Raw genomic sequence first — 20,560 nt, 5'->3', positions numbered from 1 at the left:
GCTCTAAAACCTTATGTATCAATATTTTTCAGCTTTTCATGTGACAGCATGATAACAGATGTTGAATTAGAGCTAATAAAAAATATATGCCACGCAAAAAGCAGCGTTTTGGAAAACTGCATCAGACTCTTAAAGAAACTAATTATTCAGCAACAAGCGGAGCAGCTGGAGAATACCTGAACTATCTCAAGGGAACTAACAAACTTACGGTTGACCGCAAGCCGGATGCAAAATTTTTGAAAATTTTCAATGTTGGCGTCACACCTTTTGGAGAAGAACCCAATACAGGTTCAGGTGCTATTACTGCTATACAAGCCAGTATCACTGTGCAAGGGGATAATATTAAATCCCTATTTAGTGCAGCAACTGATGCTGCTTTTGGAATTGAGCGTGATTTTACTAAAATGCTCATTGATGCAAGTTTTTATGCGGCTGAATGTGTCATTACCGTTGTTCCTACGGCTAGTCTTACTCAAGCAAAAACACAAAAGCAATCAAAAATCACTAAAAGAAATTACAAATCTTACGCAGGGGTACGCTCTGGTTCTGTTCCTTACGGTCGCACTACCACTGTCCCCGATGCTCAGACTGAAGGCGGCACAGCTACAACTCCAACTCTGGCAACCGTCAGTGAAGAAGATGTTCGCAAGTCTTTAATGGACGTTCTTAAAAAAGGCACAGTTGGCGGTCAATACACTGTTCTAGGATTACATTTTATTCCTGAAGAATTTGTTGAGGTTCGTAGCTTTGATCGTGCCAAACCAACTGGTTCTAACTTGGCAACTGGTGTTCCTGCTAGCTAATCTTAAATAAATAGCCAATGAATATAGTAGCTAATCGACAAATCAGACAATGCTTCTCTGTGATTATTATTCCTCACAATCCACAGCAAGAGATGCAATCAGCCCTTCAAGCATCAATGATTGTCGATCAAGCTACTAAAGCAATGATTCGGGGGGATATTTCTCCCGATGATTTGCTAGAAATGGTTGAACCATACCTTGATGATGTCGATGAATATATTCAAGAGGTTGAAGACAATCTCAACGAAATTTGTTTAGGAGATTAATTATGTCAGAAGAAAACCAAGAGAATCAACCAACTCAAAACGTTCAAGCATCTGAACAAGTTAGTAGTGAAAGTAGTGGCGAATCTTCCTCTACTCCTACACCAACACCTCAACGTAGCAAACGGCGTCGCAAACCTGGCGGACAAAATATTAGAGAAGCTTAAATATGAATTGGGTAGAAGTCAATAACATTGTTTTGAGTAATAGTTGGCAACTTCTTACCCAATCTCTTGTTGAGGGGAACTTATTTCGGGTAAGTCAAACTTGGGATATTTATCCTCAAGGTGCTAAAGCAATAATAGCTCAATCTTTAACTAATGAGCATTTTGAATTTTACAAGGTTAAAAGTTTTTACCCTTCAGATGATGTCAAAATTTTAGATTTAACAATTCCTGCTGATTTGATATCCGCTGGATTCACTAGTAGATATTTAGTAATGAAGTTTTACAGCAGAAGACAATTTACTTTCAACTGGAATATTACTGTAGAAAAATTGATAGTTTAAATGCATCTTCATGAAAGCTATACAGGTAATAAGCTGTTATGCTGTCTATTTTACAACTTCACTTCATGAAAGTTAAAAACATATTGGCTGAAATTTTACAGTAACATTCAGTTTATCCTCAACTGCAATGTTGCTACAAAACGTCAGTTCTCAGGAGATTTTATGCGGATAAATGTTTCTACTCTTTTTCGAGTTATCACGTTGATTGCTCAAGATGTTCTGGCTTTTGAAGCTCAACAAGCTTCCGATAACAAAGTTTCGACTTTACCCTCTGAAACACCAGCAACCAATAGTCAAACTCCAGCTCAATAAATAGGAAATAGGAGCAATTGCAGAAGTAATTATAGTTTATTTCTGCAATTGAACAATCAAATGGATCTTCATAACTCAGTTACTTTTGTGGTTGGACTAATCACAATATTCTCTGCTGTTTATAAACTGGCTCAAGTCGAGTCAAGCATAAATAGTAAAATTGCTAATTTAGAATCAAGCATGAATTCTAAGATTGCAAATCTGGAAGCAGCAAACTTTATTACAGTTGATAATTTAAAAGATAAGCTGAACGATAAACTTATTAATTTAGATAGAAAAGTAGATATTCATTTACATGATTACACTAACTACAAAGATGCTCTTCTTTTGCAGCATAACAATCTTTTTGATGCCATTAAGCACAACTGGAGCAAGACTGAAAAGCTATTTAATGCCGAAAGGCAAAAACAATAATCTTTATGGCTGAAATTAGTAAACCTCTTGATCAAGAAAGATTGCTGCTGACCTTGGAACAGTTGCAGATCACGTTAGATCAGCTGCACATCAAGCTTGAGCAAATAGTACAGATTAATCTCGTTCGGTACAGTCTTTTGGAAGAACGTATAAAAAAGTTAGAGTCTTGGCAGAGCGATCGCACTTCCTAGCTCACTGGGGATTCTGGGGTTCACTCCTAAAAATTATAAATCCCCCGCAAACTCGCCTTGCAGGGGATACACTGATGTTTAGACTATTGGCAAATTTTATTAGCTAAAGCCGCACTTCCAACGACAACTACTTTTCCACACTCTGAGCCATTTTTAAAAATTTTGATTTCTACTATACCCTGATTAACTGTTGCTCCTGCCGCAGAAATCAGGGTATTTTTTTGAGCGGAAAATTTAACCTTATAAGGAAGTATTGTTGTAACCTTTTCTACTCTCGAAGGTGTGCTAGGACTTCTGGAAATAATGCCATAGCTACCAAATAACTTGCTTCCATTAGTTCCACTCCACTGAATCTCATAAGTGTCTGAACCAAAACTCAAAAGATTTGACTGCATTATAGGTCTGTATCCTACTGCTAGCAGTATGCCTGCCACTGTTAGCCTTGCTAAGTAGTTTTTCATTTTGGTGAAAATTGTAAGTGCAAGCCTAACTTACCCAGTTACCCTTTTATTCTTGCTGGGGATTCACTCTAGACAATTGGGGAATGGGGAATTGAGAATGGGGAACTCTCAAAAGTTGGGGGGATGAGTATCCCTACTCATCCCCCTCCGTTTTAAATGCTGCTTGGTTCAAATGAACCTATTTCTAATGACTATTACATAATCATCAGTCATTAGTCAAAATCTCTGTTCTGTCTGTTTCCTTGAGTAGCGCAAAGCTCATTTCCTGTCCCAGTTGAGTAAAAGCTATTGACCATGCGGCTAATTCCATCGGTGGCTTATCGCTAATTCTCCCGGTAAATTCCCTCAATGAGCGTCTAAAAGCTTCTGCCATAACTTGAATAGCATATTGTTCTTTTTCTGAGATATCCATTAATCAAAATTCCCTTTTTGTCAATTCACAAGCTCGTAATTTATTAATTTCCAGTCTGAATCTGGTGAAAAAGCTTTTTTGATATATCCTTCAATAGCTCTTGTCACTATGTAGTCATCAATTATCTGTCCGTCTTTATTTTTAAGTATTAACTTATACCTTCGTTTTTCTAGGTTCATAATTCCTATTTTGCAACTTCCCTAATTCTCTTCAAATCCGCGAAATGCTCAGTTTTACGTACACTATTGGCATACTCAACTAAGCAATAAGGTGCGTTTGCTATGGTGTGTTCAATTATTGTGCAGGGTTGACCCGTTCTTTCGTTTAAATACATAATTCCCTTTTTGTCACATTCTAAGCTTCCAGTGGACACACTAGATACTCCACTGGACAGCAGGCGTTTTTATTCAAATTAGTCAAAGCTTTAGCGGCGTTTACCCTTGATAGATACGGATTTCAGAGGTTGGAACTTGCCCAATTTAGTCAAGGATTAGTCAAGAGTAAAACCTGGGGGCTGGAAGAAGTGGGTGACGAGGGATTTGAACCCGCAACCAATAGATTAAGAGTCTACTCTTCAGAATGAGTAGCATTTGAGTAGCGCGATCGCAAGCCGCGATCGCTAAAAACCAGGGTAAAAATAGCTGTTTTGAGTAGCATTTGAGTAGAGAGTCTCAGAGCATAACTTGAAAAGCTTACAGAGCAAGGCATTTTGGCACTACCCACACAAGTACAGTAACCTGGATTTCTCACAAGTGAGAAATCCAGGAGTGTGGGGGGTGTGGGAGGATGGGGAAGAAGTCTTACCTCCCACACCCTTTGATACTCGCGGACGAGTTTTTGAACTCCATTAATGAACCTCGAAGCTTCATTCATTAACCTCGGAGCTTCGTTAATGAGTGTTTAAAGCAATTCAGGTAAGACTTGTATTATCAGGGTGGGACGAAAAGCCCACCCCACAATCATATTGAAAAAATATTAGTGCAAATTAAAGGCATAACAGCTTAGTAATTTTATTAATAAATTTTGATAGCAATTTAGAAGAGCGTGAGAGTGTGATTTAACGTGAATTTGACAAACTTCTCCCTGCTTTGCAATAGCAATACTCAAAACTATTTAAAACAGATCCAGTCGCCTTCTACTTGAGCGATCGCACTTAAAGCTTAATATTACCAATCGCGTGTGGCAGCTTCACGATTTATCGGTTTCTTTGCTGTTTCTAAATAAAAGGATATACCCCAAGTTTTCGCTAAGTTATCGACGTGTTTAGCATTAGCCTCGGAGTCAGAACGCCAGCGATAATCGCAGTGAGCAATATCTAAATACTATCCCTATTTGGATTGTAAATCGAAAAGTAATTTGATTAAACACAAAGAATCTTGTCCGCCGGAGACAGTAAACTTTTGCACTAGATGTCTAATGAGTAGCGATCGCCTTACGAACAACTCTTATTTTATTCGGCGCTGATTATAAGCTGGCTTGCGCTGTAGGCATCGCTTTTTATATTGAAACCACCGTATATTAATTACAACATGCTTTTTTGGTCAGGTTAGCCAGTAAATTAGAAGTAGGGCGTAAAAAAATAAACTCAATGAAAGCAATGTCTAACGACAGGCCGCAAGCCGTCTGCGCTACTGATTTTGCATCTATCGTCGGCGAAGAAAATGCTGTTTGCCTTTGGGAAAATATCGAACTCAGTCAGCAAAAACGTATTCAACAGGCTATAGCTTCTGAGAAATTTCCCAGTTGTATTGTCTATCCTCGCACTCAAAAACAGCTAGCCGCAGTCATTGCCAAAGCTCACACAAATAACTGGCGCGTCCTCCCCTGTGGTAGTGGTAGTAAACTCAACTGGGGTGGTTTAGCCAAAGGTATTGATGTTGTAGTCAGTACAGAACGCATCAACCAACTGATAGAACACGCTGTTGGCGATTTGACTGTCACAGTAGAAGCTGGGATGAAGTTCTCTGACTTGCAGGCACTTTTAGCAAAGTCGCGGCAATTTCTCGCCCTTGATCCCACAGCACCAGAGTCAGCAACCATTGGCGGTATTGTTGCCACAGGTGATACAGGTTCTCTGCGGCAACGCTATGGTAGTGTGCGCGACCAGTTACTAGGTATTACCTTTGTGCGTGCTGATGGAGAAATTGCTAAAGCTGGGGGAAGAGTAGTTAAAAATGTCGCCGGCTATGACTTGATGAAGTTGCTTACGGGGTCTTACGGCACATTAGGCTTTATTAGTCAACTAACTTTTCGTCTGTACCCGCTAGCAGAAGCATCGGGGACGGTGGTACTAACTGGGAAAGCTGAAGCTATATCTCAAGCGGCTGATATCCTTCGGGGTTCGGCTTTAACGCCAGTGCAGGCTGATTTGCTATCAAATAAATTGGTATCTAGTTTAGGGTTAGGTGAAGGACTAGGATTAATTGCTCGCTTTCAAAGTATTAGTGAAAGTGTTAAAGAACAGTCAAACCGAGTTTTGGAAGTTGGGCAAAAGTTGGGTTTAGATGGAGCAATTTTTGCCGATGGTGATGAGGCTAATCTATGGCAGAGATTGCAAGAACGAATACATACTTCTGCTACAGAATCGGTAATTACCTGCAAAATAGGAGTGCTACCGACTGCTGCTGTCGAGATTTTGACTCAGGTGGAGTTGGGTTTGATTCATATTAGTAGTGGTTTAGGGTTGTTACAATTAGAGAGTAAAAATCAAGTTTTGAAAATCCGCGATGCCTGCGGCGGGCTGCGCCTACGCACTCAAGCTAATAGAGGTTTTTTAACAATTTTGTCAGCACCAATAGCGGTTAAAGAACAAATAGATGTTTGGGGTTATACGGGAAATGCTTTGCCGTTGATGCGCGGTATTAAGGAACAGTTTGATAGTAAGAATATTTTAAGTCCTGGTCGGTTTGTGGGTGGGATTTAGGTTTAAGAAAACGAACCGCCAAGGACGCAAAGGACGCAAAGGAAGAGGGGAAAGATAGAAATATGCAGGTTTCAGAAAATTCTGTTAATAATACAGCTAGTTTAAAGAATTTGAAGGGGTTTGATGAGAGTCATCCGCCTGACCCGAAGTTGATTGATAGTTGTGTACATTGTGGATTTTGTCTTTCGACTTGTCCCAGTTATCGGGTGCTTGGCAAGGAGATGGATTCTCCTAGAGGACGTATCTATTTAATGGATGCAATTAATGAGGGTGAAATTGCTCTCAATACTGCAACAGTAGAACATTTTGATTCTTGTTTAGGATGTCTTGCTTGTGTGAGTACTTGTCCTTCTGGTGTACAATACGACAAGTTAATTTCTGCAACTCGTCATCAAGTTGAACGAAATTATCCCCGCAGTTTATCAGACCAATTTTTTCGGAAATTGATCTTTTCTCTATTTCCTTATCCCAATCTTTTACGGGTTTTACTAATTCCGTTATTAGTTTATCAAAAGTTGGGGTTTGCCAAATTATTTCGGGCTACAGGTTTACTAAATAAAATCTCGCCCCGTTTGGCAGCAATGGAATCAATTCTGCCAGAAATTACTCTCAAATCTTTTGAAGATAATTTTCCTACTATCATTCCTGCTAAAAGTGAGAAGCGCTACCGCGTTGGAGTAATTTTGGGTTGCGTCCAACGACTGTTTTTCTCTTCCGTAAATGAAGCAACAGTAAGGGTTTTAACTGCTAATGGTTGTGAAGTTGTGATTCCGAAATCTCAAGGTTGTTGTGCGGCGCTTCCCGAACATCAAGGACAAACAGAACAGGCAAAAGCTTTAGCAAGACAAATGATTGATAGTTTTTCCAAGACCGATGTAGATTTTGTAATTATCAATGCTGCTGGTTGCGGTCATACTTTGAAAGAATACGGGCATATTTTAGAAGATGACCCAGAATATCGGGAAAAAGCCAAGGATTTTGCGGCTAAAGTTAAAGATGCTCAAGAATTTTTGGCAACTGTTGGCTTAACAACAAAACTATCGCCATTGACTGATAAGCCTTTAAATTTAGTTTATCAAGATGCTTGTCATTTATTGCATGGACAAAAGATTAGCGTCCAACCGCGTCAGGTATTGCGGCAAATTCCAGGGGTGAAGTTGAGAGAACCAATAGATGCAGCTTTGTGTTGTGGTAGTGCTGGGGTTTATAATATGTTGCAACCAGAAGTGTCTGAAGAATTGGGTCGGCAAAAAGTAGATAATTTGTTGAATACTGGTGCTGAGTTAATTGCTTCTGCTAATCCGGGGTGTACTTTGCAAATTACAAAGCATTTGCAGTTGCAAGGTAAGAAGATTTCAGTTATTCACCCGATGGAGTTGTTAGATTATTCGATTCGCGGTGAAAAGCTGAAATTGTAGATATTTCTTGTGGGGTGGACATCTTGTCCGCCCTTGATTGTAGTCCGGTAAACCAGCTTTTAGATATTGCCTTGTTTGTCTCGTTCTCAGTCGGAGACTGGAAACTAAATTTGACAGTCATTGCGATCGCCCGCAATAATATTGTGTAATTAATGGAGTTTATCGTTTTGCTAATTCTGGAGTCCGCCCCTTCAAGCCAATCATCAATTTCAGCATAAATACTTTTACTACAGGTACTCGCTGCAAAAACCATAAACCCAGACGACGAACCACTACTACAGGGAAGAAATTATTAGAGAACATCCGATCTAACAAGTCGGTGAAACCTAAAATTGTCAGATTTTCTAACTTTCGCCAGCGTTCATAACCTTTGAGAATCTGAATATTGCCAATATCTTTACCCGCCTTGTGCGCGGCTTGAATTACTTGCGCCAAAGCCGCTGCATCCCGAATACCCAAATTTAAACCTTGTCCGCCGACGGGATGGCAATTGTGCGCCGCATCACCAATTAACGCTAGTCGGGGGAGAACGTAGCGATCGCTTTGCATGAGTTGTACTTGAAAAACAAAGCGATCGCCTAGTAATTCCAGTTTCCCCATCTGATCGCCATAGCGGCGGCTTAGTTCTGCCAAAAATTGCTCGTCATTTAAAGCACACAAAGCTTTTGCTTCTTCATGGGGCGCTGTCCAGACAATGCGGCAACGGTTCCCTGGTAAAGGTAAAATCGCAAAGGGGCCGCTAGACCAAAATCTCTCGTAAGCGGTGTTATTGTGGGGTTTTTCTGGTTTGACAAATGCCACAATGCAAGATTGCCAATATTTCCAGCCAGAAGTTTTGATGCCAGCAGCTTGCCGAATTGGCGATCGCGATCCATCTGCTGCGACAACTAATTTGCTGCGAACTGTCCTTAGCTGATCGGCAACTTTGATCTCAATGGCGACTATATTTTGCTGATATTGCGTATTTACTACTTCTGCCGGACAGAGATAAGTCACATTTGGGCAATCTTGGACGAAATCTTGCAACGGCTGCAACAGCGCTTGGTGTTCCGCCACATAACCTAACTCTGCTGCATTTATATCATCGGTAGTAAATTCCACCACATCGGGATAATCGGCATCAGAAAGACGGACTCGGCAATACTTGGCGATTTGCGGCAACATTTTGTCCCAAACCCCAATACCTTCATAAATCAGCGACGAAAGCTTGTGAACTGCATAGGCTTGTCCCTTTGCTACTGCTGCTGATGCCACTTTCGCTTCAATTAGCAAGACACTCAAGCCAGAATCTTTTAAAGCAGAGGCTAGAGTTAACCCAATAATCCCACCGCCGACAATTACCAAATCATATTCATATCCCCGCTCATTTGGCGGTGTTGGTTGAGGGGAAAGAGTTTGCTCAAGCTGCGTTATGGTCATTGTTAAGTTAAATTACAGTGTCTTAACTCTTATTTTGACGCGATCGCGCCTTCTTGAGCAAGTTAACAATTCAAAATTTTATCCATAAGCCAGGTATAGAGCCTGTTTTACTTCTGTTAGGGCAGCGGGGCGTAGCCCATTCTGACTCCTGAATTCTGAATTATTGGCTGACTCGATAAATTGGTCTAACCTGACGATAAGTATTAAGTAAGTTCAGAAATTTATTTCCATCAAAATTTATGGGGTCAACTTTTTTACCAGAACGGTCTACTAAACGGTGGGTAGTAATGCGATGGTCTGGAACTTGACTTTGAGCAATTAACCAAGCAAGAGAATGATATTGAGCTTCTGTGTAGCCGCTATGGGTTTGTTGGCTGCTACTGTCATAACTATCTGGAGGTGTTTCTAAAGAAACGTGATAAGCAAAATTATTCACTGATGCCGGCAAATTCGGGTTAGTCTGCACAGTTTCTACTCCCTCTGGAGTCTCAAAGACAGAGTGAGCTGCACCAAAAGCCCGTTTTTCTGGTGGTACTAGATAAACCACCGTTCCATCTAACTTGACTAAAGCGTGGTAACTTGCTTGCACACTTTCATCGTTATGGGCTACTTGAAAGAAATTAATCGCACTGGAAGCAGAATAACCAGTTTCATGAAGGACGATAATTGGTTGGTTGTGGAGAGGAACGCCGTTCACATCTTTGGTGTAACGTTCTCCATAGTTACTGGGGTCAACGGAAGCAACTTGATAACTAGGTCTGTAGCGTGCAAAAGCTTGAGTGGTTACATACCTTGCTACAGGCTTGTTAATATTGACTGGGGACTTGAGAACACGTTGAGATTTCTTCTCTGGTTCTTTCGCTGATTGGAATTGCACCTGCGGATATTGACTGAAAGCCATAACCGGGGAATTGGATATATGGGATGTTGTTGAATTATTGTGTAATTTTGTCGCTCGTCCAATTATCAGCACTACAACTAAAGCCATGAACATCAGCGAGATTAGTAGCACCCTAGTCGCCCAGTCTTTAAACCTCATTTTTCTAATACCCGTAAAACGGTAGATATTAACTTATAGCTCAACTCGCGTGTCCCTTGTAGAGGCACATTTCTGTAAACCCCTACCGCTTATGGTATCCAAACAGTATCGCTATAATACCTTAATTCTAGTCAAATATACCTTTATAATTTCTGCAATGGTGCTGTTACGAACCATTTAATAAGGATGTTTTACCTACACCTCCTTCACCAAGTACTAGCAGCTTAGGAAGATATTATTGTTTACCTTCTAACCTGGCTCGGAGATAGGTCAAAATTGCCTCCGTTCCCTGCTCAACAATTTCAGGTGGCGGCGAGCTTAATTGTGGATTGTTCTTGAGGGATAGGCTTGTCAAGTTTGAGAGTTGGCTGATTTCTGGCGGCAGGCTGCTGAGTTGATTGTAAGAGAGGTCTAGCCATATTAAGTTTGAGAGTTGGCTGATTTCTGGCGGCAGGCTGCTGAGTTGATTGCCAGGGAGGTCTAGCCATTCCAAGTTTGAGAGTTGGCTGATTTCTGGCGGTAGACTGCTAAGTTGATTACAAGAGAGGTCTAGCCATTCCAAGTTTGAGAGTTGGCTGATTTCTGGCGGTAGGCTGCTGAATTGATTACCAGAGAGGAATAGCTCAGTCAAGTTGGAGAGTTGGCTGATTTCTGGCGGTAGGCTGCTGAGTTGATTTTGATTGAGGAATAGCTCAGTCAAGTTGGAAAGTTGGCTGATTTCTGGCGACAGGCTGCTGAGTTGATTTTGATTGAGGTTTAGCCATGTCAAGTTGTAGAGTTGGCTGATTTCTAACGGCAGGCTGCTGAATTGATTACCAGAGAGGGATAGCTCAGTCAAGTTGGAGAGTTGGCTGATTTCTGGCGACAGGCTGCTGAATTGATTGTTCTCAAGGGATAGCTCAGTCAAGTTGGAGAGTTGGCTGATTTCTGGCGGCAGGCTGCTGAGTTGATTTTTATCGAGGTATAGGTGAGTCAAGTTGGAGAGTTGGCTGATTTCTGGTGGCAGACTGCTGAGTTGATTGTTAAAGAGGGATAGCTCAGTCAAGTTGGAGAGTTGGCTGATTTCTGGTGGCAGACTGCTGAGTTGACTGTGATTGAGGTTTAGCACCGTTTCCTTTTCCCTGGCAGCTTTTTCTATAATTTGCAACAGTTCTTCGTTTGTCATCTGCAAACCTCACCAATTCTGTAGCGATATTTACCAGAATAGTGTATTGCAGGTTATGGGGAGTGAGGCTAGATTAATGTGTTCTATCTGCGTAGAAAGAGATGTCTATTATAAAGACGCGATAAATCGCCGTCTCTACAAAAGATTGATTATTGTAGAGACTGCGATTCATGGCATCTCTTGTCTTAACCGAATAGTATTGGATTTACACTGGAATCTCTATGACAAATTCTGTTCCTTCACCAAGCACAGAATTGCAACTCAACTGTCCATTATGGATTTCCTCGACGATTTGACGAGCGATCGCTAATCCTAATCCCGTTCCTTTGCCAACCTCTTTAGTTGTAAACAGGTGGTTAAATATCTGCGCTCTAATCTCCTCTGGCATCCCCTGACCGTTATCTCTGATGCGAATTATTACCGTGTTGTTATTGGATACTTCGGTGTGAATCAGTATTTGCTGATATTCATCTCGCACTTGGGCATAAGAATACCCAGCAATGGATGCATCTAAGGCATCAATGGCATTGGCAATGATATTCATGAATACTTGATTTAGCTGTCCTAAAAAGCACTTAACTGGTGGTAAATTACCGTATTCGGTGACGACTTCGATCGCAGGACGTTTTTCATTAGCTTTGAGGCGATACTTCAAAATTAACAGAGTACTCTCAATGCCTTCATGGAGATTACAAGCAACTTTTTCGGCTGTATCGGCTCTAGAGAAGGTACGCAGACTGGTACTAATATCTTTAATCCGTTCTGAAGCCACCTTCATTGAATTTACTAGCTTTGGTAAGTCTTCAATCAAGAATTCTAGGTCAATTTTTTCGCTATGCTCAATAACTGCGATCGCAGGAGTGGGATGATATTGTTTAAATAATTGGATATGGGTGAGTAAGTCTTGAGTATACTCTTCGGCATTATCGAGGCTACCTTCGAGAAATCCAATGGGATTATTAATTTCATGTGCTACTCCAGCAACTAAATTACCCAAGGTTGCCATTTTTTCATTTTGCACCATTTGTAATTGGGTACGCTCAAGTTCTTGTAGCGATCGCTCTAGTTGATGGGCATAATTCTGGGATTCTTGAAAAAGACGGGCATTTTCTAGAGAAATGGCGGCTTGGGTGCATAGCAGTTGGATCACTTCGGTGCGATCGCGAGTAAATACACCAATTGTTAGCGGATTTTCTAGATATAGTAGCCCAATGAGTTTACCCTGGTTTAATATCGGCGTACACAACACACTCTTAGGTTGTTTCTGCATGAAATATGGATCGGCAATAAAATTAGTTTGTGCTGTTGCATCATCCAGCACAACAGTTTTTAAGCTGTGTTTGACAAAGTTTATTAATGTAATTGGAATGTTTTCTTTGCTTGACAATGGCACAGAAAGTAGGGTAACTCCTTCATTGATATTAGCTACAGCTTCAACCACCAAGCTGTCTTGTTGGAGTACAAGCAGAATAGCTTTTTGTGCCCCAGAATTTTCCATGATCACTAGCAAAAGAGTAGTGAGTAATTGCTCTAATTTAATTTCACTGGAAAGAGCTTGTGAGGCTTTGAAGATGGTGGATAAATCGAGGGTTTCAGAAATAGTACTGCTAGAAAGATTTGTGTGAATGGTTTGATGTGTGAAAGATGATGTATCGATAGTTGAACTCAGTCGCAAGGGATTTAGTTGCCCTTGTAAAACGGGAAAAAGGAGTTGAGGATAGCGTTTTTCTAAGTCCTCAGTTTTGGCTTTAGCGCCCCAACGAGCATAGCAGTAATAAGCTTCCTGCATGTAAAATTGAGCGATTTTGTCTTTGCCCCATTCGAGGTAGAACTTGGCAGCAAGCTCATTGCTCAAAGCTTCTTCTTGGATATATTCGTTTTCTTTAGCTAGAGTTATGGCGCGATCGTACAATTCTATTGCTGCCATCTTTTCGCCCAAAACTCGATGCCGTTCTGCTTCCACCAAATCAAATTTGTGCTGGAAATTCATCGGTGCTAATTTTGCTCGTAACTGCAATTTTTCCTGGTTTTCGCTAACCTTCAAGAGTAATTGCTCCTGTTGAAACGGTTCAACCATTGGATAGACAGCAAGCCGGGACAAAGAATCGTAGTAGTAGTAGACTGGAACAGATAGCATTCCTGGGACACCGTTGAGGTATTGCTCTCCCTGATTAGCATTCTCAACCGCCGCCGGAAAATTCTCAAACAGATAACTTAGTGTTAACTTATTTAAGAAAAATATATGGGGTGTTAATTCGTCTTCTTTGATGATAGAAGATAAAAGTTGTTCTTCTTGACAATCTTCACCGATGAGGCATTCTGGATTATTACTATATTCGGTTAGATTTTTAATGCTTTGACAGAGTATACTCGACCAATTTAATAAGCGCTGATTTTTGGCAAAATTAGACTTATATGCTTTGATATCTGCTAGCAATATTTCTAGAAATTCTTTACCACTTAAATAGATATAGAATAACTTGAAAATCATGGATGTAATTACATGAAAAAAATCGCCTGTCTCTAATCCAATATTATGGGATTCTTGTAATAAACTTATTGAGTTGCAAATATGTTGTTTATTATATTGATTTAATGCAGCTACCTTAAATAGAGTCATGCTTTGAACAGATTTTGCTTGAAATCTATCTACAAGCATTAAAGCTAGCTTACCAAATTCGTAGCCTGACTCTAGTTGGTTACAAGCATTAAGTACAATTCCAAAATCTGCATATCCTGGTGCAGAAAGTGGTGCATTGCCGTATTTAAGAGATAAATTCACCTCTTCGCAGGCCAAAATTGGAAACAGATACGAGCAATTCTGGTGGATGGCAGGAGCAATGCTAGCCATAATCCGCAAAGCAACCAAAGCTTTGGTATTATCCATCAATGGTAAATCAATTAAGCCCTCAATACTTCTGCCTGCCAATGTGGAGAGCGTGTTTACTACATATTGTTGAATGTCTGGAGGTGTTACTGATTCAGGTAATGTTACCCCAAGTTGAGCCAGAAGTTCACGCCCTGTTGCGATCGCTTGCAATGATTGATCCCGCACCTGATAAGCTTGGAGTTGAACTTCATAAACTTTCACTCTATCCAGTAAGGTGGTTGTTTTTTCGATGACAACCTGGATAAGAGATTCCATCTGGTCAAATTCATGGTTGAGAAAGGCAGCTTCGGCAGCTTCTTCGTATAAATTTAAAGTCAGTTCGTAAGCAATTTCCCAACTATTAATTGTCAGCAACTGCATTCCAGAATTGAGGTAATGAATTGCTGCAACATAAGCAGTAGCTTCTTTTGCTTTCCGACCAGCATTCAGATTTAACTGAGCTAATTGTTGACGTTCAGTCAGTTGGGTAATTAGTAATATTCCTCGATTCAACTGACTGACAATCTCAAAAATCCGCTCCTCTTGCTGTGACTCAGAGGTATTTTTTAAGAGTAATTGACCAATTTTAAGATGGGTAAATTGTTTCTGCTCATCTGGAATTAGAGAGTAAGCTGCTTGTTGTACCCGATCATGTAAAAATTTATAGATAGGGATTTGGAAATTAGAATTGAAGGGGTTGGAGTCAGCATTATACTCATTATCTTGAAAAAATTTATAAACTTCAGTAGTAGGTAAAACTAACCCTTCTTGTAAAGCTTTCCATAAAGATGCTGCCGTTTCAGTTTCCGATTGTTCAGAAACAATTGCTAGGGTTCGCAAATCGAATTGGTTGCCAATGCACGCAGCTAATTTCAGCACATTTTGCGTTGCTGCTGACAATTTTTGCAACTGTAGCGCTAGGAACTCTACAACATCATCGGTAAGGGCAAGTGCTTTCACAGCAACAATATCGCATTGCCAGTACCCTTGTTCGGAATTAAAAGTAATCAGTCCATCTTCATATAATATTTTGAGAAAGTGTGTTGCGAAAAATGGATTTCCTTGAGTTTTTTGATAGACAAGTTCCGTTAAAGGTTGGGCAGTTTTATCTGAACAACTCAAGGTATCAACGACTAATTGATTTAAACTAGCTTTACTTAACGGAGCTAAAGTAATGCTGTGAATTGTGGCATTGGCTTTGCGAATCTCCGCTAAAGTCAACATTAACTGATGTGTGGTAGATACTTCGTTATCTCGATAAGCCCCAATTAAAAGTAAAGCTCCACTTCCTGACTCGCTCATCAACAACTGCATCAATTTGAGTGATGCAGAATCAGCCCATTGCAAATCATCAAGGAAAATTACTAATGGATGTTCTTTTGTGGTGAATACCTGAATAAACTTTTGAAAGAGTAAATTGAAGCGATTCTGGGCTGCACTCTGTGAAAGTTCCGTTGCCGATGGTTGTTGACCAATAATTTGTTCTAGTTCGGGAATTACCTCAAGAATGACTTGCCCCTCATCCCCCAGCACTTGTAAAATTTTATTTTTCCAAGTTGACAATTGGACATCACTTTCACTCAGTAATTGTTCCATTAAGTCTCGAAATGCCTGCACAAAAGCGGAGAAGGGAATATTCCGATTAAATTGGTCAAATTTGCCTTTAATGAAGTAGCCCCGTTGCCGGACAATAGGTTTGTGAACCTCGTTAACTAAGGCAGTTTTACCAATACCAGAAAAACCAGCCACCAGCATTAATTCTGTCTGATTGTTAGTAACGCGGTCAAAGGCTTTTAGCAGAATTTCAACTTCATGCTCACGACCATAGAGTTTTTCTGGGATAATAAAGCGATCGCACACATCCCGTTGAGCAATTGGGAAACTTACAATCTTACCCGTTTCTTTCAGTTGAACCAAACAATTTTCTAAATCATATTTCAGTCCGAATGCACTCTGATAGCGGTCTTCGGCATTTTTCGCCATCAATTTCATCACAATGTCTGACAACACTTGTGGAATCTCTTTCCTCTCCTCTAAAAGTGGCGGAAGTTTGGCAATATGACAATGTACCAATTCCATCGGGTCGTGTGATTGAAATGGTAATTGCCCTGATAATAGTTCGTAAAAAGTTACACCTAAAGAATAAAAATCAGTCCGGTAATCAATCCCCCGATTCATTCGTCCAGTTTGCTCTGGAGACAAATAGCCTAATGTTCCTTCTAACACATTAGGACTCATTAAGATTTGAGTTTCCCGTGGTAGCAGAGATGCAATACTGAAGTCAATTAACTTAACTTCTTTAGTCTCGGGATTAATTAAAATATTGGCAGGTTTAATATCTTTGTGAATGATTCGATTACGAATTAGAATATCTAAGGCATCACACAGAGCGATCGCAATTCGTAAAAACTCCATCAAAGATTCTAGACTTCCCCCCAGTCCCCACTCTCCACTCTCTACTCCCCATTCCTTCAAGGAAATTCCCCCGAAGTCTTCCATCACCAACGCATAGCCATTCTGATAGGGTTCCAGGCTGTAGGTTTGGATGATTCCAGGTAGATTCAGATTTTTGGCGATGGTGAACTGGTTGCGAAAGTGTACCAATTCGCTGAAACTGGGATAAGCAGTTTTCATCAGCTTAATCACCACAGATTTTTGGTCAGTCTCTCGATTAGCGCGATAAACTAAGGTTCGAGAACCGTTGTATAGTTCTTTGCTAACGTGATAATCGGCAATGCTGACCATAGGGCTTAATTTTTGAGACCTCAGTATTTAGAGTTCCCAAAAACATGGCAGGATTTACAGCTATAACAGCTATAGATTAGGGTATTGTACCGAATGTAAAAAATGGTTTACAAGTTAGGTATCGGACAAAAACTCGCTTCTAAGTTATTGTACTTAAGCTCTAGTATGGTTTGGCACTTTTTCGTAATTTGACCAAATGTCAAGCAAAACTAGAAAAACCTAGATTCGGTGGAATATCCTGAATCCGGCCAGGCCCGATCGCTCGTAATGCTTCTTTGAGTAAAATATCCCCAGTATACAAGGCACGTCCGACAATCACACCACTTATGCCTTGAGGTTCTAATGCCAACAAACTCAATAAATCGGTGAGAGAACTGACTCCACCAGAGGCAATTATCGGGATGGAAATTGCTGCTGCAAGTTCTCGCAAAGCTTCTAAATTGGGGCCTGTGAGTGTACCGTCTCGGTGAATATCTGTGTAAATTATGGCGGCTGCACCCAATTCTTGCATTTGTACAGCCAATTGAGTTGCTAAAACTTCTGAGGTTTCTAACCAACCACGAGTTGCTACGCGTCCGTTACGAGCATCAATACCGATAATAATCTGTTCGGGAAATTCTTGACAGAGCTCTTGCACTAGTTGGGGTTGTTCTACGGCGATAGTGCCGAGAATTGCCCACTGTATGCCTAGATTGAATACTTGTTGTACGCTGGTGCGATCGCGCAATCCTCCACCAATTTCAATCGGCACTGACACCGCATGAGCGATCACTTCAATTGCCTTCAAATTTACTACTTTACCTGCTTTGGCACCATCTAGATCAACTATATGCAGTCTGGTAGCACCTTCATCTACCCACTGTTTGGCAACATCGGCAGGATTTTCGCTAAAAACTTGTGAGCGCTCGTAGTCTCCCTGATATAGTCGTACACAGTGACCTTCTAGTAAATCAATCGCTGGAATTACGTCCATTTATCTTTTCCTTATAACTTAATGCAATCAAACTGCTAGCTATAGCTGAATTTAGGACTGACAAATAAAAAAATACTCACCTACTTCTTGTCGGGTGGGCGATACAAGCGCCCTAAGCCTTGGGCGGACAAGATGTCCACCCCACAAGATTGGATAATTTATTTGTTGGAAGTCCCTTACTATTTTTCATTATTCATTTTTAATTGCCTTACAGCTTGCCCAAAACCTAGTACCAGCAAGATATTAGAAAGTGTCAAAAATAGTTCTGCACCACCATGTAACCAATCTACATTGGCCAAAGACTCGCCATAATGCAATTGGGCATAAATTCCTGCCGGGATGGTGATAGCAACAAAGACGAGAGTGCCATAAAATCCATACAGCGCTAAACGCGGCATTTGCGGACTGCGGCTGATAAACCACAAGAAACCCAAATAGGGAAACAGTGAAAGTGCAAACAGGGTTTCTTTAGAAATCATTACTCTGATTTAATAGGGTTTGGTTCAACAGTGTCAGCAGATTTGGTAGAACGCCAAATCAAATACGCCGTTGCCCAAAGCGTAAAATTACCAACTAAAGTCATGGTAGCTTGAAGTGTTACCATCCATTCCAGAGATTCGGCGTTGTCGAAATAATGCCAGGTACAGGCACACATGGCGCTGACTAAAGCTGGTAACATGGCAAGAGATAATCCCCACCAATTGCGGTTATTAGTCAGTTCGCCGTAAGTCCAGATTAACCAAATGGCGACAATCCACTCAATAACGCTAGAAATGTGAATAATCCAGGTAGGAATTGATAGCACGTGCATAAGAAAGTTAGGTGTTGGGAGTTGTTTCTATCTTCCTCTGTTATGAACTTTGAAAATAGAGCTTGTGAATGAGTCTGCCATTTGTGTAAACGACATTCTGTATAAAAAAAGCTATTAATCTAAAATCTAAAATGGTCAAGATGCGGGTATTATTGTCTGGGTATTACGGTAAAGGTAATGGTGGTGACGAAGCTTTATTAGCAACGCTTTTGCAAATGTTACCATCTCATGTAACGCCTGTGGTGCTTTCGGGCAATCCAGAAGAAACGCGCGATCGCTACAATGTAGAAACCTACGATCGCATGGCTCCTTTACCTGTATTGCAAGCTTTACGCTCTTGTGATGCCTTGATTTGGGGCGGCGGGAGTCTCATTCAAGATGTTACTAGTACTATCAGCCCATTTTATTATGGGGGACTGATGGTATTGGCGCAAAAAATGGGTTTGAAAACTGTTGCTTGGGCACAGGGTATCGGGCCGTTAGTGCGTCCGCAAACTCGTTGGCTAGCACGACAGAACTTTAGTAATTGTACCAAAATTAGTGTCCGCGATCGCGCCAGTGCGGCTTTATTATCTGATTGGCAAATTCCCTGTATTATAGCTCCTGACCCAGTTTGGGCATTGGAATCGCAACCAGTACCAGGACTTTGGGATTTACCTGCGCCGAGAGTTGCGGTAACGTTGCGATCGCATCCCCAACTTACAGAAACACGTCTAGCAAACTTAACTCGCGCTTTGGTTGACTTTCAAAAAGCCACGCAGGCTTTTATTTTATTACTGCCATTTCAAAAAAGCGAAGATTTAAGTATTGCCGAAGCCATTCAACCACACCTTCAAGATGTCAGCCAGATTTTATGTTTAGAAGATCCGCAACTTTTGAAAGGTGTTTTTCGCGGTGTCGAGATGGCAATTGGAATGCGTCTGCACAGCTTAATTATGGCTGCTGCTGAAGGTTGCCGTTGCTTTGCTCTTAGTTATGACCCCAAGATAAATCGTCTTATGGAAGATTTGGAAATGCCTGGTTGGGATTTAGCGAGTTTACCAGATGACCCTAATTTTATTAGTCTAACTTGGATGGAGCATTATGCTAATGGCGAGCCATTATCACCAGATCAAATAAAATCTTTAGTAGATAGGGCATTAATGCACCGTGAGTTATTGAGCCAAGCTTTTCTTTGACACTCCTAAGCAGCTGTTTAAAAAGTCTAACAGGTTGTAAAAAAGCTCTCTCAGTATACTGCGATCGCAACTGTTGGGTGGGCATCTCTCAATACTGTTCGGTTAAGTCAAGAGACGCGATGAATCGCCGTCAAGACAAAGACTGATTGATTGTAGAGACGGCGATTTATCGCGTCTTTGTGATGATTTATCGAGCCAACAGATGTAATATCGCTAAGGTTGCAGCAGCCCCCAGGGTGGCTATATTGGCTGAAGTAATTACAGTAACCAAAAGAGCGATCGCTGTTGTAGAGGTCGTACCATTCAGACCACCCTTTTGCCATAAGGGGCAATCTCCGTTTGATTTAAATTATCCTCTTGCAGAGTGCGTTATTCACTCTTAATATATAAAGTACGATAACTTTATCGAGTTATTGTACTTTATATATTCCAAACCAAATACCACATAAGTCCTCCAAAGTCAAGCCTTGCATCGCTTTTAGCATAAACTCCAGTATACGAGAAATTCTTTTGTTAGGGTGTTCCACTACTTCTATGAGATTCGGCCCAAAGCTTCTAAGCTAAGGTGCGAGAATTCTTGTTGCCTAGTCTAGCTTTCGGCTTGTTTTCGGAAAGACTTAATAAAAGTTAATTCATCTTAAATGAAAAATAATCTC

The 20,560-nt window shown here is 40.8% G+C and carries 22 protein-coding genes and 1 pseudogene; 11 read left to right on the top strand and 12 right to left on the bottom strand.

The window, feature by feature from the left end; translation table 11 throughout:
* Positions 1-86 precede the first annotated feature (86 nt).
* The 7 genes from FD723_RS15555 (at position 87) to FD723_RS15525 (ending at position 2,491) form a co-directional block, all read left to right on the top strand.
* On the top strand, positions 87-803 hold the full coding sequence (locus tag FD723_RS15555; protein WP_179066118.1) for a hypothetical protein: 717 nt from the start codon (positions 87-89) through the stop codon (positions 801-803).
* Positions 804-820: 17 nt separating this feature from the next.
* Positions 821-1,069: a hypothetical protein gene (locus FD723_RS15550; protein WP_179066117.1), complete on the top strand. Its 249-nt coding sequence runs from the start codon at positions 821-823 to the stop codon at positions 1,067-1,069.
* Positions 1,070-1,071: 2 nt separating this feature from the next.
* A complete protein-coding gene (locus FD723_RS15545; protein ID WP_179066116.1) occupies positions 1,072-1,233 on the top strand; it encodes a hypothetical protein in 162 nt (53 codons plus the stop codon).
* 2 nt (positions 1,234-1,235) lie between these two features.
* Entirely contained in the window at positions 1,236-1,574 is a 339-nt protein-coding gene (locus FD723_RS15540; RefSeq protein ID WP_179066115.1) for a hypothetical protein, read from the top strand.
* Positions 1,575-1,736: 162 nt separating this feature from the next.
* Positions 1,737-1,886 carry a hypothetical protein gene (locus FD723_RS15535; RefSeq protein WP_179066114.1) on the top strand — a complete coding sequence of 50 codons (150 nt, stop codon included), beginning with the start codon at positions 1,737-1,739 and terminating at the stop codon, positions 1,884-1,886.
* A 60-nt stretch (positions 1,887-1,946) separates the two neighbouring features.
* The gene (locus tag FD723_RS15530) at positions 1,947-2,300 is read left to right on the top strand and encodes a hypothetical protein (RefSeq protein WP_179066113.1); all 354 of its coding nucleotides are present in this window, start codon (positions 1,947-1,949) and stop codon (positions 2,298-2,300) included.
* 5 nt (positions 2,301-2,305) lie between these two features.
* Positions 2,306-2,491 carry a hypothetical protein gene (locus FD723_RS15525; RefSeq protein WP_179066112.1) on the top strand — a complete coding sequence of 62 codons (186 nt, stop codon included), beginning with the start codon at positions 2,306-2,308 and terminating at the stop codon, positions 2,489-2,491.
* 83 nt (positions 2,492-2,574) lie between these two features.
* On the opposite strand, the gene FD723_RS15520 is transcribed toward FD723_RS15525, so the two are convergent.
* From FD723_RS15520 to FD723_RS42830, 4 genes and pseudogenes are all read right to left on the bottom strand, one after another.
* On the bottom strand, positions 2,575-2,952 hold the full coding sequence (locus FD723_RS15520) for a hypothetical protein (protein ID WP_179066111.1): 378 nt from the start codon (positions 2,950-2,952) through the stop codon (positions 2,575-2,577).
* 205 nt (positions 2,953-3,157) lie between these two features.
* A complete protein-coding gene (locus tag FD723_RS15515; RefSeq protein WP_179066110.1) occupies positions 3,158-3,364 on the bottom strand; it encodes a hypothetical protein in 207 nt (68 codons plus the stop codon).
* A gap of 567 nt (positions 3,365-3,931) precedes the next feature.
* Entirely contained in the window at positions 3,932-4,237 is a 306-nt protein-coding gene (locus tag FD723_RS15510; protein ID WP_179066109.1) for a hypothetical protein, read from the bottom strand.
* A 296-nt stretch (positions 4,238-4,533) separates the two neighbouring features.
* Positions 4,534-4,806, bottom strand: a pseudogene (locus tag FD723_RS42830) (ATP-binding protein); the annotation flags it as partial.
* Between the two features lie 146 nt (positions 4,807-4,952).
* Here FD723_RS42830 and FD723_RS15505 point away from each other — a divergent pair.
* From FD723_RS15505 to FD723_RS42825, 3 genes are all read left to right on the top strand, one after another.
* Complete coding sequence (locus FD723_RS15505; RefSeq protein WP_179066108.1) at positions 4,953-6,287, top strand: FAD-binding oxidoreductase; 1,335 nt, start codon at positions 4,953-4,955, stop codon at positions 6,285-6,287.
* 62 nt (positions 6,288-6,349) lie between these two features.
* On the top strand, positions 6,350-7,705 hold the full coding sequence (locus tag FD723_RS15500; protein WP_179066107.1) for a (Fe-S)-binding protein: 1,356 nt from the start codon (positions 6,350-6,352) through the stop codon (positions 7,703-7,705).
* A 23-nt stretch (positions 7,706-7,728) separates the two neighbouring features.
* A complete protein-coding gene (locus FD723_RS42825; RefSeq protein WP_256875192.1) occupies positions 7,729-7,854 on the top strand; it encodes a hypothetical protein in 126 nt (41 codons plus the stop codon).
* A gap of 10 nt (positions 7,855-7,864) precedes the next feature.
* On the opposite strand, the gene FD723_RS15495 is transcribed toward FD723_RS42825, so the two are convergent.
* The 7 genes from FD723_RS15495 to FD723_RS15465 all read right to left on the bottom strand — a co-directional run bounded on the left by FD723_RS15495 (position 7,865) and on the right by FD723_RS15465 (position 18,726).
* The gene (locus FD723_RS15495) at positions 7,865-9,124 is read right to left on the bottom strand and encodes an FAD-dependent hydroxylase (protein ID WP_179066106.1); all 1,260 of its coding nucleotides are present in this window, start codon (positions 9,122-9,124) and stop codon (positions 7,865-7,867) included.
* Positions 9,125-9,284: 160 nt separating this feature from the next.
* Positions 9,285-10,163: a peptidoglycan recognition family protein gene (locus FD723_RS15490; RefSeq protein ID WP_179066105.1), complete on the bottom strand. Its 879-nt coding sequence runs from the start codon at positions 10,161-10,163 to the stop codon at positions 9,285-9,287.
* Between the two features lie 235 nt (positions 10,164-10,398).
* Entirely contained in the window at positions 10,399-11,328 is a 930-nt protein-coding gene (locus FD723_RS15485; RefSeq protein WP_179066104.1) for a leucine-rich repeat domain-containing protein, read from the bottom strand.
* Positions 11,329-11,533: 205 nt separating this feature from the next.
* Positions 11,534-16,942, bottom strand: coding sequence for an ATP-binding sensor histidine kinase (locus FD723_RS15480; RefSeq protein ID WP_179066103.1), 5,409 nt, complete (start codon positions 16,940-16,942; stop codon positions 11,534-11,536).
* 199 nt (positions 16,943-17,141) lie between these two features.
* Complete coding sequence (gene hisA / locus FD723_RS15475) at positions 17,142-17,915, bottom strand: 1-(5-phosphoribosyl)-5-[(5-phosphoribosylamino)methylideneamino]imidazole-4-carboxamide isomerase (RefSeq protein WP_179066102.1); 774 nt, start codon at positions 17,913-17,915, stop codon at positions 17,142-17,144.
* A 179-nt stretch (positions 17,916-18,094) separates the two neighbouring features.
* Positions 18,095-18,394, bottom strand: a complete 300-nt coding sequence (locus tag FD723_RS15470; RefSeq protein ID WP_179066101.1) for a DUF3593 domain-containing protein — start codon at positions 18,392-18,394, stop codon at positions 18,095-18,097.
* The gene (locus FD723_RS15465; RefSeq protein WP_179066100.1) at positions 18,394-18,726 is read right to left on the bottom strand and encodes a DUF2499 domain-containing protein; all 333 of its coding nucleotides are present in this window, start codon (positions 18,724-18,726) and stop codon (positions 18,394-18,396) included. Before FD723_RS15465 ends, FD723_RS15470 begins: the two co-directional genes overlap by 1 nt.
* A 140-nt stretch (positions 18,727-18,866) precedes the next feature.
* Between FD723_RS15465 and csaB the strand changes: the two genes are divergently transcribed.
* A complete protein-coding gene (gene csaB, locus FD723_RS15460) occupies positions 18,867-19,904 on the top strand; it encodes a polysaccharide pyruvyl transferase CsaB (protein WP_179069162.1) in 1,038 nt (345 codons plus the stop codon).
* Positions 19,905-20,011: 107 nt separating this feature from the next.
* Here the strand turns inward: csaB and FD723_RS15455 are convergent, their stop codons facing one another.
* Positions 20,012-20,227 (bottom strand): hypothetical protein, encoded by a 216-nt coding sequence (locus FD723_RS15455; RefSeq protein ID WP_179066099.1) that lies wholly within the window; start codon positions 20,225-20,227, stop codon positions 20,012-20,014.
* Positions 20,228-20,560 lie beyond the last annotated feature (333 nt).

This window comes from Nostoc sp. C052 (assembly GCF_013393905.1).
Lineage (GTDB): Bacteria > Cyanobacteriota > Cyanobacteriia > Cyanobacteriales > Nostocaceae > Nostoc.
This window is presented reverse-complemented; position numbering and strand designations above follow the sequence as displayed.

What these genes read in the sequence shown, in the direction of transcription:
- FD723_RS15525 (WP_179066112.1), top strand. Translation starts at nt 2,306, where the DNA reads ATGGCTGAAATTAGTAAACCTCTTGATCAAGAAAGATTGCTGCTGACC.
- FD723_RS15495 (WP_179066106.1), bottom strand. Translation starts at nt 9,124, where the DNA reads ATGACCATAACGCAGCTTGAGCAAACTCTTTCCCCTCAACCAACACCG.
- FD723_RS15540 (WP_179066115.1), top strand. Translation starts at nt 1,236, where the DNA reads ATGAATTGGGTAGAAGTCAATAACATTGTTTTGAGTAATAGTTGGCAA.
- FD723_RS15480 (WP_179066103.1), bottom strand. Translation starts at nt 16,942, where the DNA reads ATGGTCAGCATTGCCGATTATCACGTTAGCAAAGAACTATACAACGGT.
- FD723_RS15530 (WP_179066113.1), top strand. Translation starts at nt 1,947, where the DNA reads ATGGATCTTCATAACTCAGTTACTTTTGTGGTTGGACTAATCACAATA.
- FD723_RS15535 (WP_179066114.1), top strand. Translation starts at nt 1,737, where the DNA reads ATGCGGATAAATGTTTCTACTCTTTTTCGAGTTATCACGTTGATTGCT.
- FD723_RS15515 (WP_179066110.1), bottom strand. Translation starts at nt 3,364, where the DNA reads ATGGATATCTCAGAAAAAGAACAATATGCTATTCAAGTTATGGCAGAA.
- hisA (WP_179066102.1), bottom strand. Translation starts at nt 17,915, where the DNA reads ATGGACGTAATTCCAGCGATTGATTTACTAGAAGGTCACTGTGTACGA.
- FD723_RS15470 (WP_179066101.1), bottom strand. Translation starts at nt 18,394, where the DNA reads ATGATTTCTAAAGAAACCCTGTTTGCACTTTCACTGTTTCCCTATTTG.
- FD723_RS15550 (WP_179066117.1), top strand. Translation starts at nt 821, where the DNA reads ATGAATATAGTAGCTAATCGACAAATCAGACAATGCTTCTCTGTGATT.
- FD723_RS15510 (WP_179066109.1), bottom strand. Translation starts at nt 4,237, where the DNA reads ATGAATGAAGCTTCGAGGTTCATTAATGGAGTTCAAAAACTCGTCCGC.
- FD723_RS15545 (WP_179066116.1), top strand. Translation starts at nt 1,072, where the DNA reads ATGTCAGAAGAAAACCAAGAGAATCAACCAACTCAAAACGTTCAAGCA.
- FD723_RS15465 (WP_179066100.1), bottom strand. Translation starts at nt 18,726, where the DNA reads ATGCACGTGCTATCAATTCCTACCTGGATTATTCACATTTCTAGCGTT.
- FD723_RS15505 (WP_179066108.1), top strand. Translation starts at nt 4,953, where the DNA reads ATGAAAGCAATGTCTAACGACAGGCCGCAAGCCGTCTGCGCTACTGAT.
- FD723_RS15455 (WP_179066099.1), bottom strand. Translation starts at nt 20,227, where the DNA reads ATGGCAAAAGGGTGGTCTGAATGGTACGACCTCTACAACAGCGATCGC.
- FD723_RS15490 (WP_179066105.1), bottom strand. Translation starts at nt 10,163, where the DNA reads ATGAGGTTTAAAGACTGGGCGACTAGGGTGCTACTAATCTCGCTGATG.
- FD723_RS15500 (WP_179066107.1), top strand. Translation starts at nt 6,350, where the DNA reads ATGCAGGTTTCAGAAAATTCTGTTAATAATACAGCTAGTTTAAAGAAT.
- FD723_RS15555 (WP_179066118.1), top strand. Translation starts at nt 87, where the DNA reads ATGCCACGCAAAAAGCAGCGTTTTGGAAAACTGCATCAGACTCTTAAA.
- FD723_RS15520 (WP_179066111.1), bottom strand. Translation starts at nt 2,952, where the DNA reads ATGAAAAACTACTTAGCAAGGCTAACAGTGGCAGGCATACTGCTAGCA.
- csaB (WP_179069162.1), top strand. Translation starts at nt 18,867, where the DNA reads ATGCGGGTATTATTGTCTGGGTATTACGGTAAAGGTAATGGTGGTGAC.
- FD723_RS15485 (WP_179066104.1), bottom strand. Translation starts at nt 11,328, where the DNA reads ATGACAAACGAAGAACTGTTGCAAATTATAGAAAAAGCTGCCAGGGAA.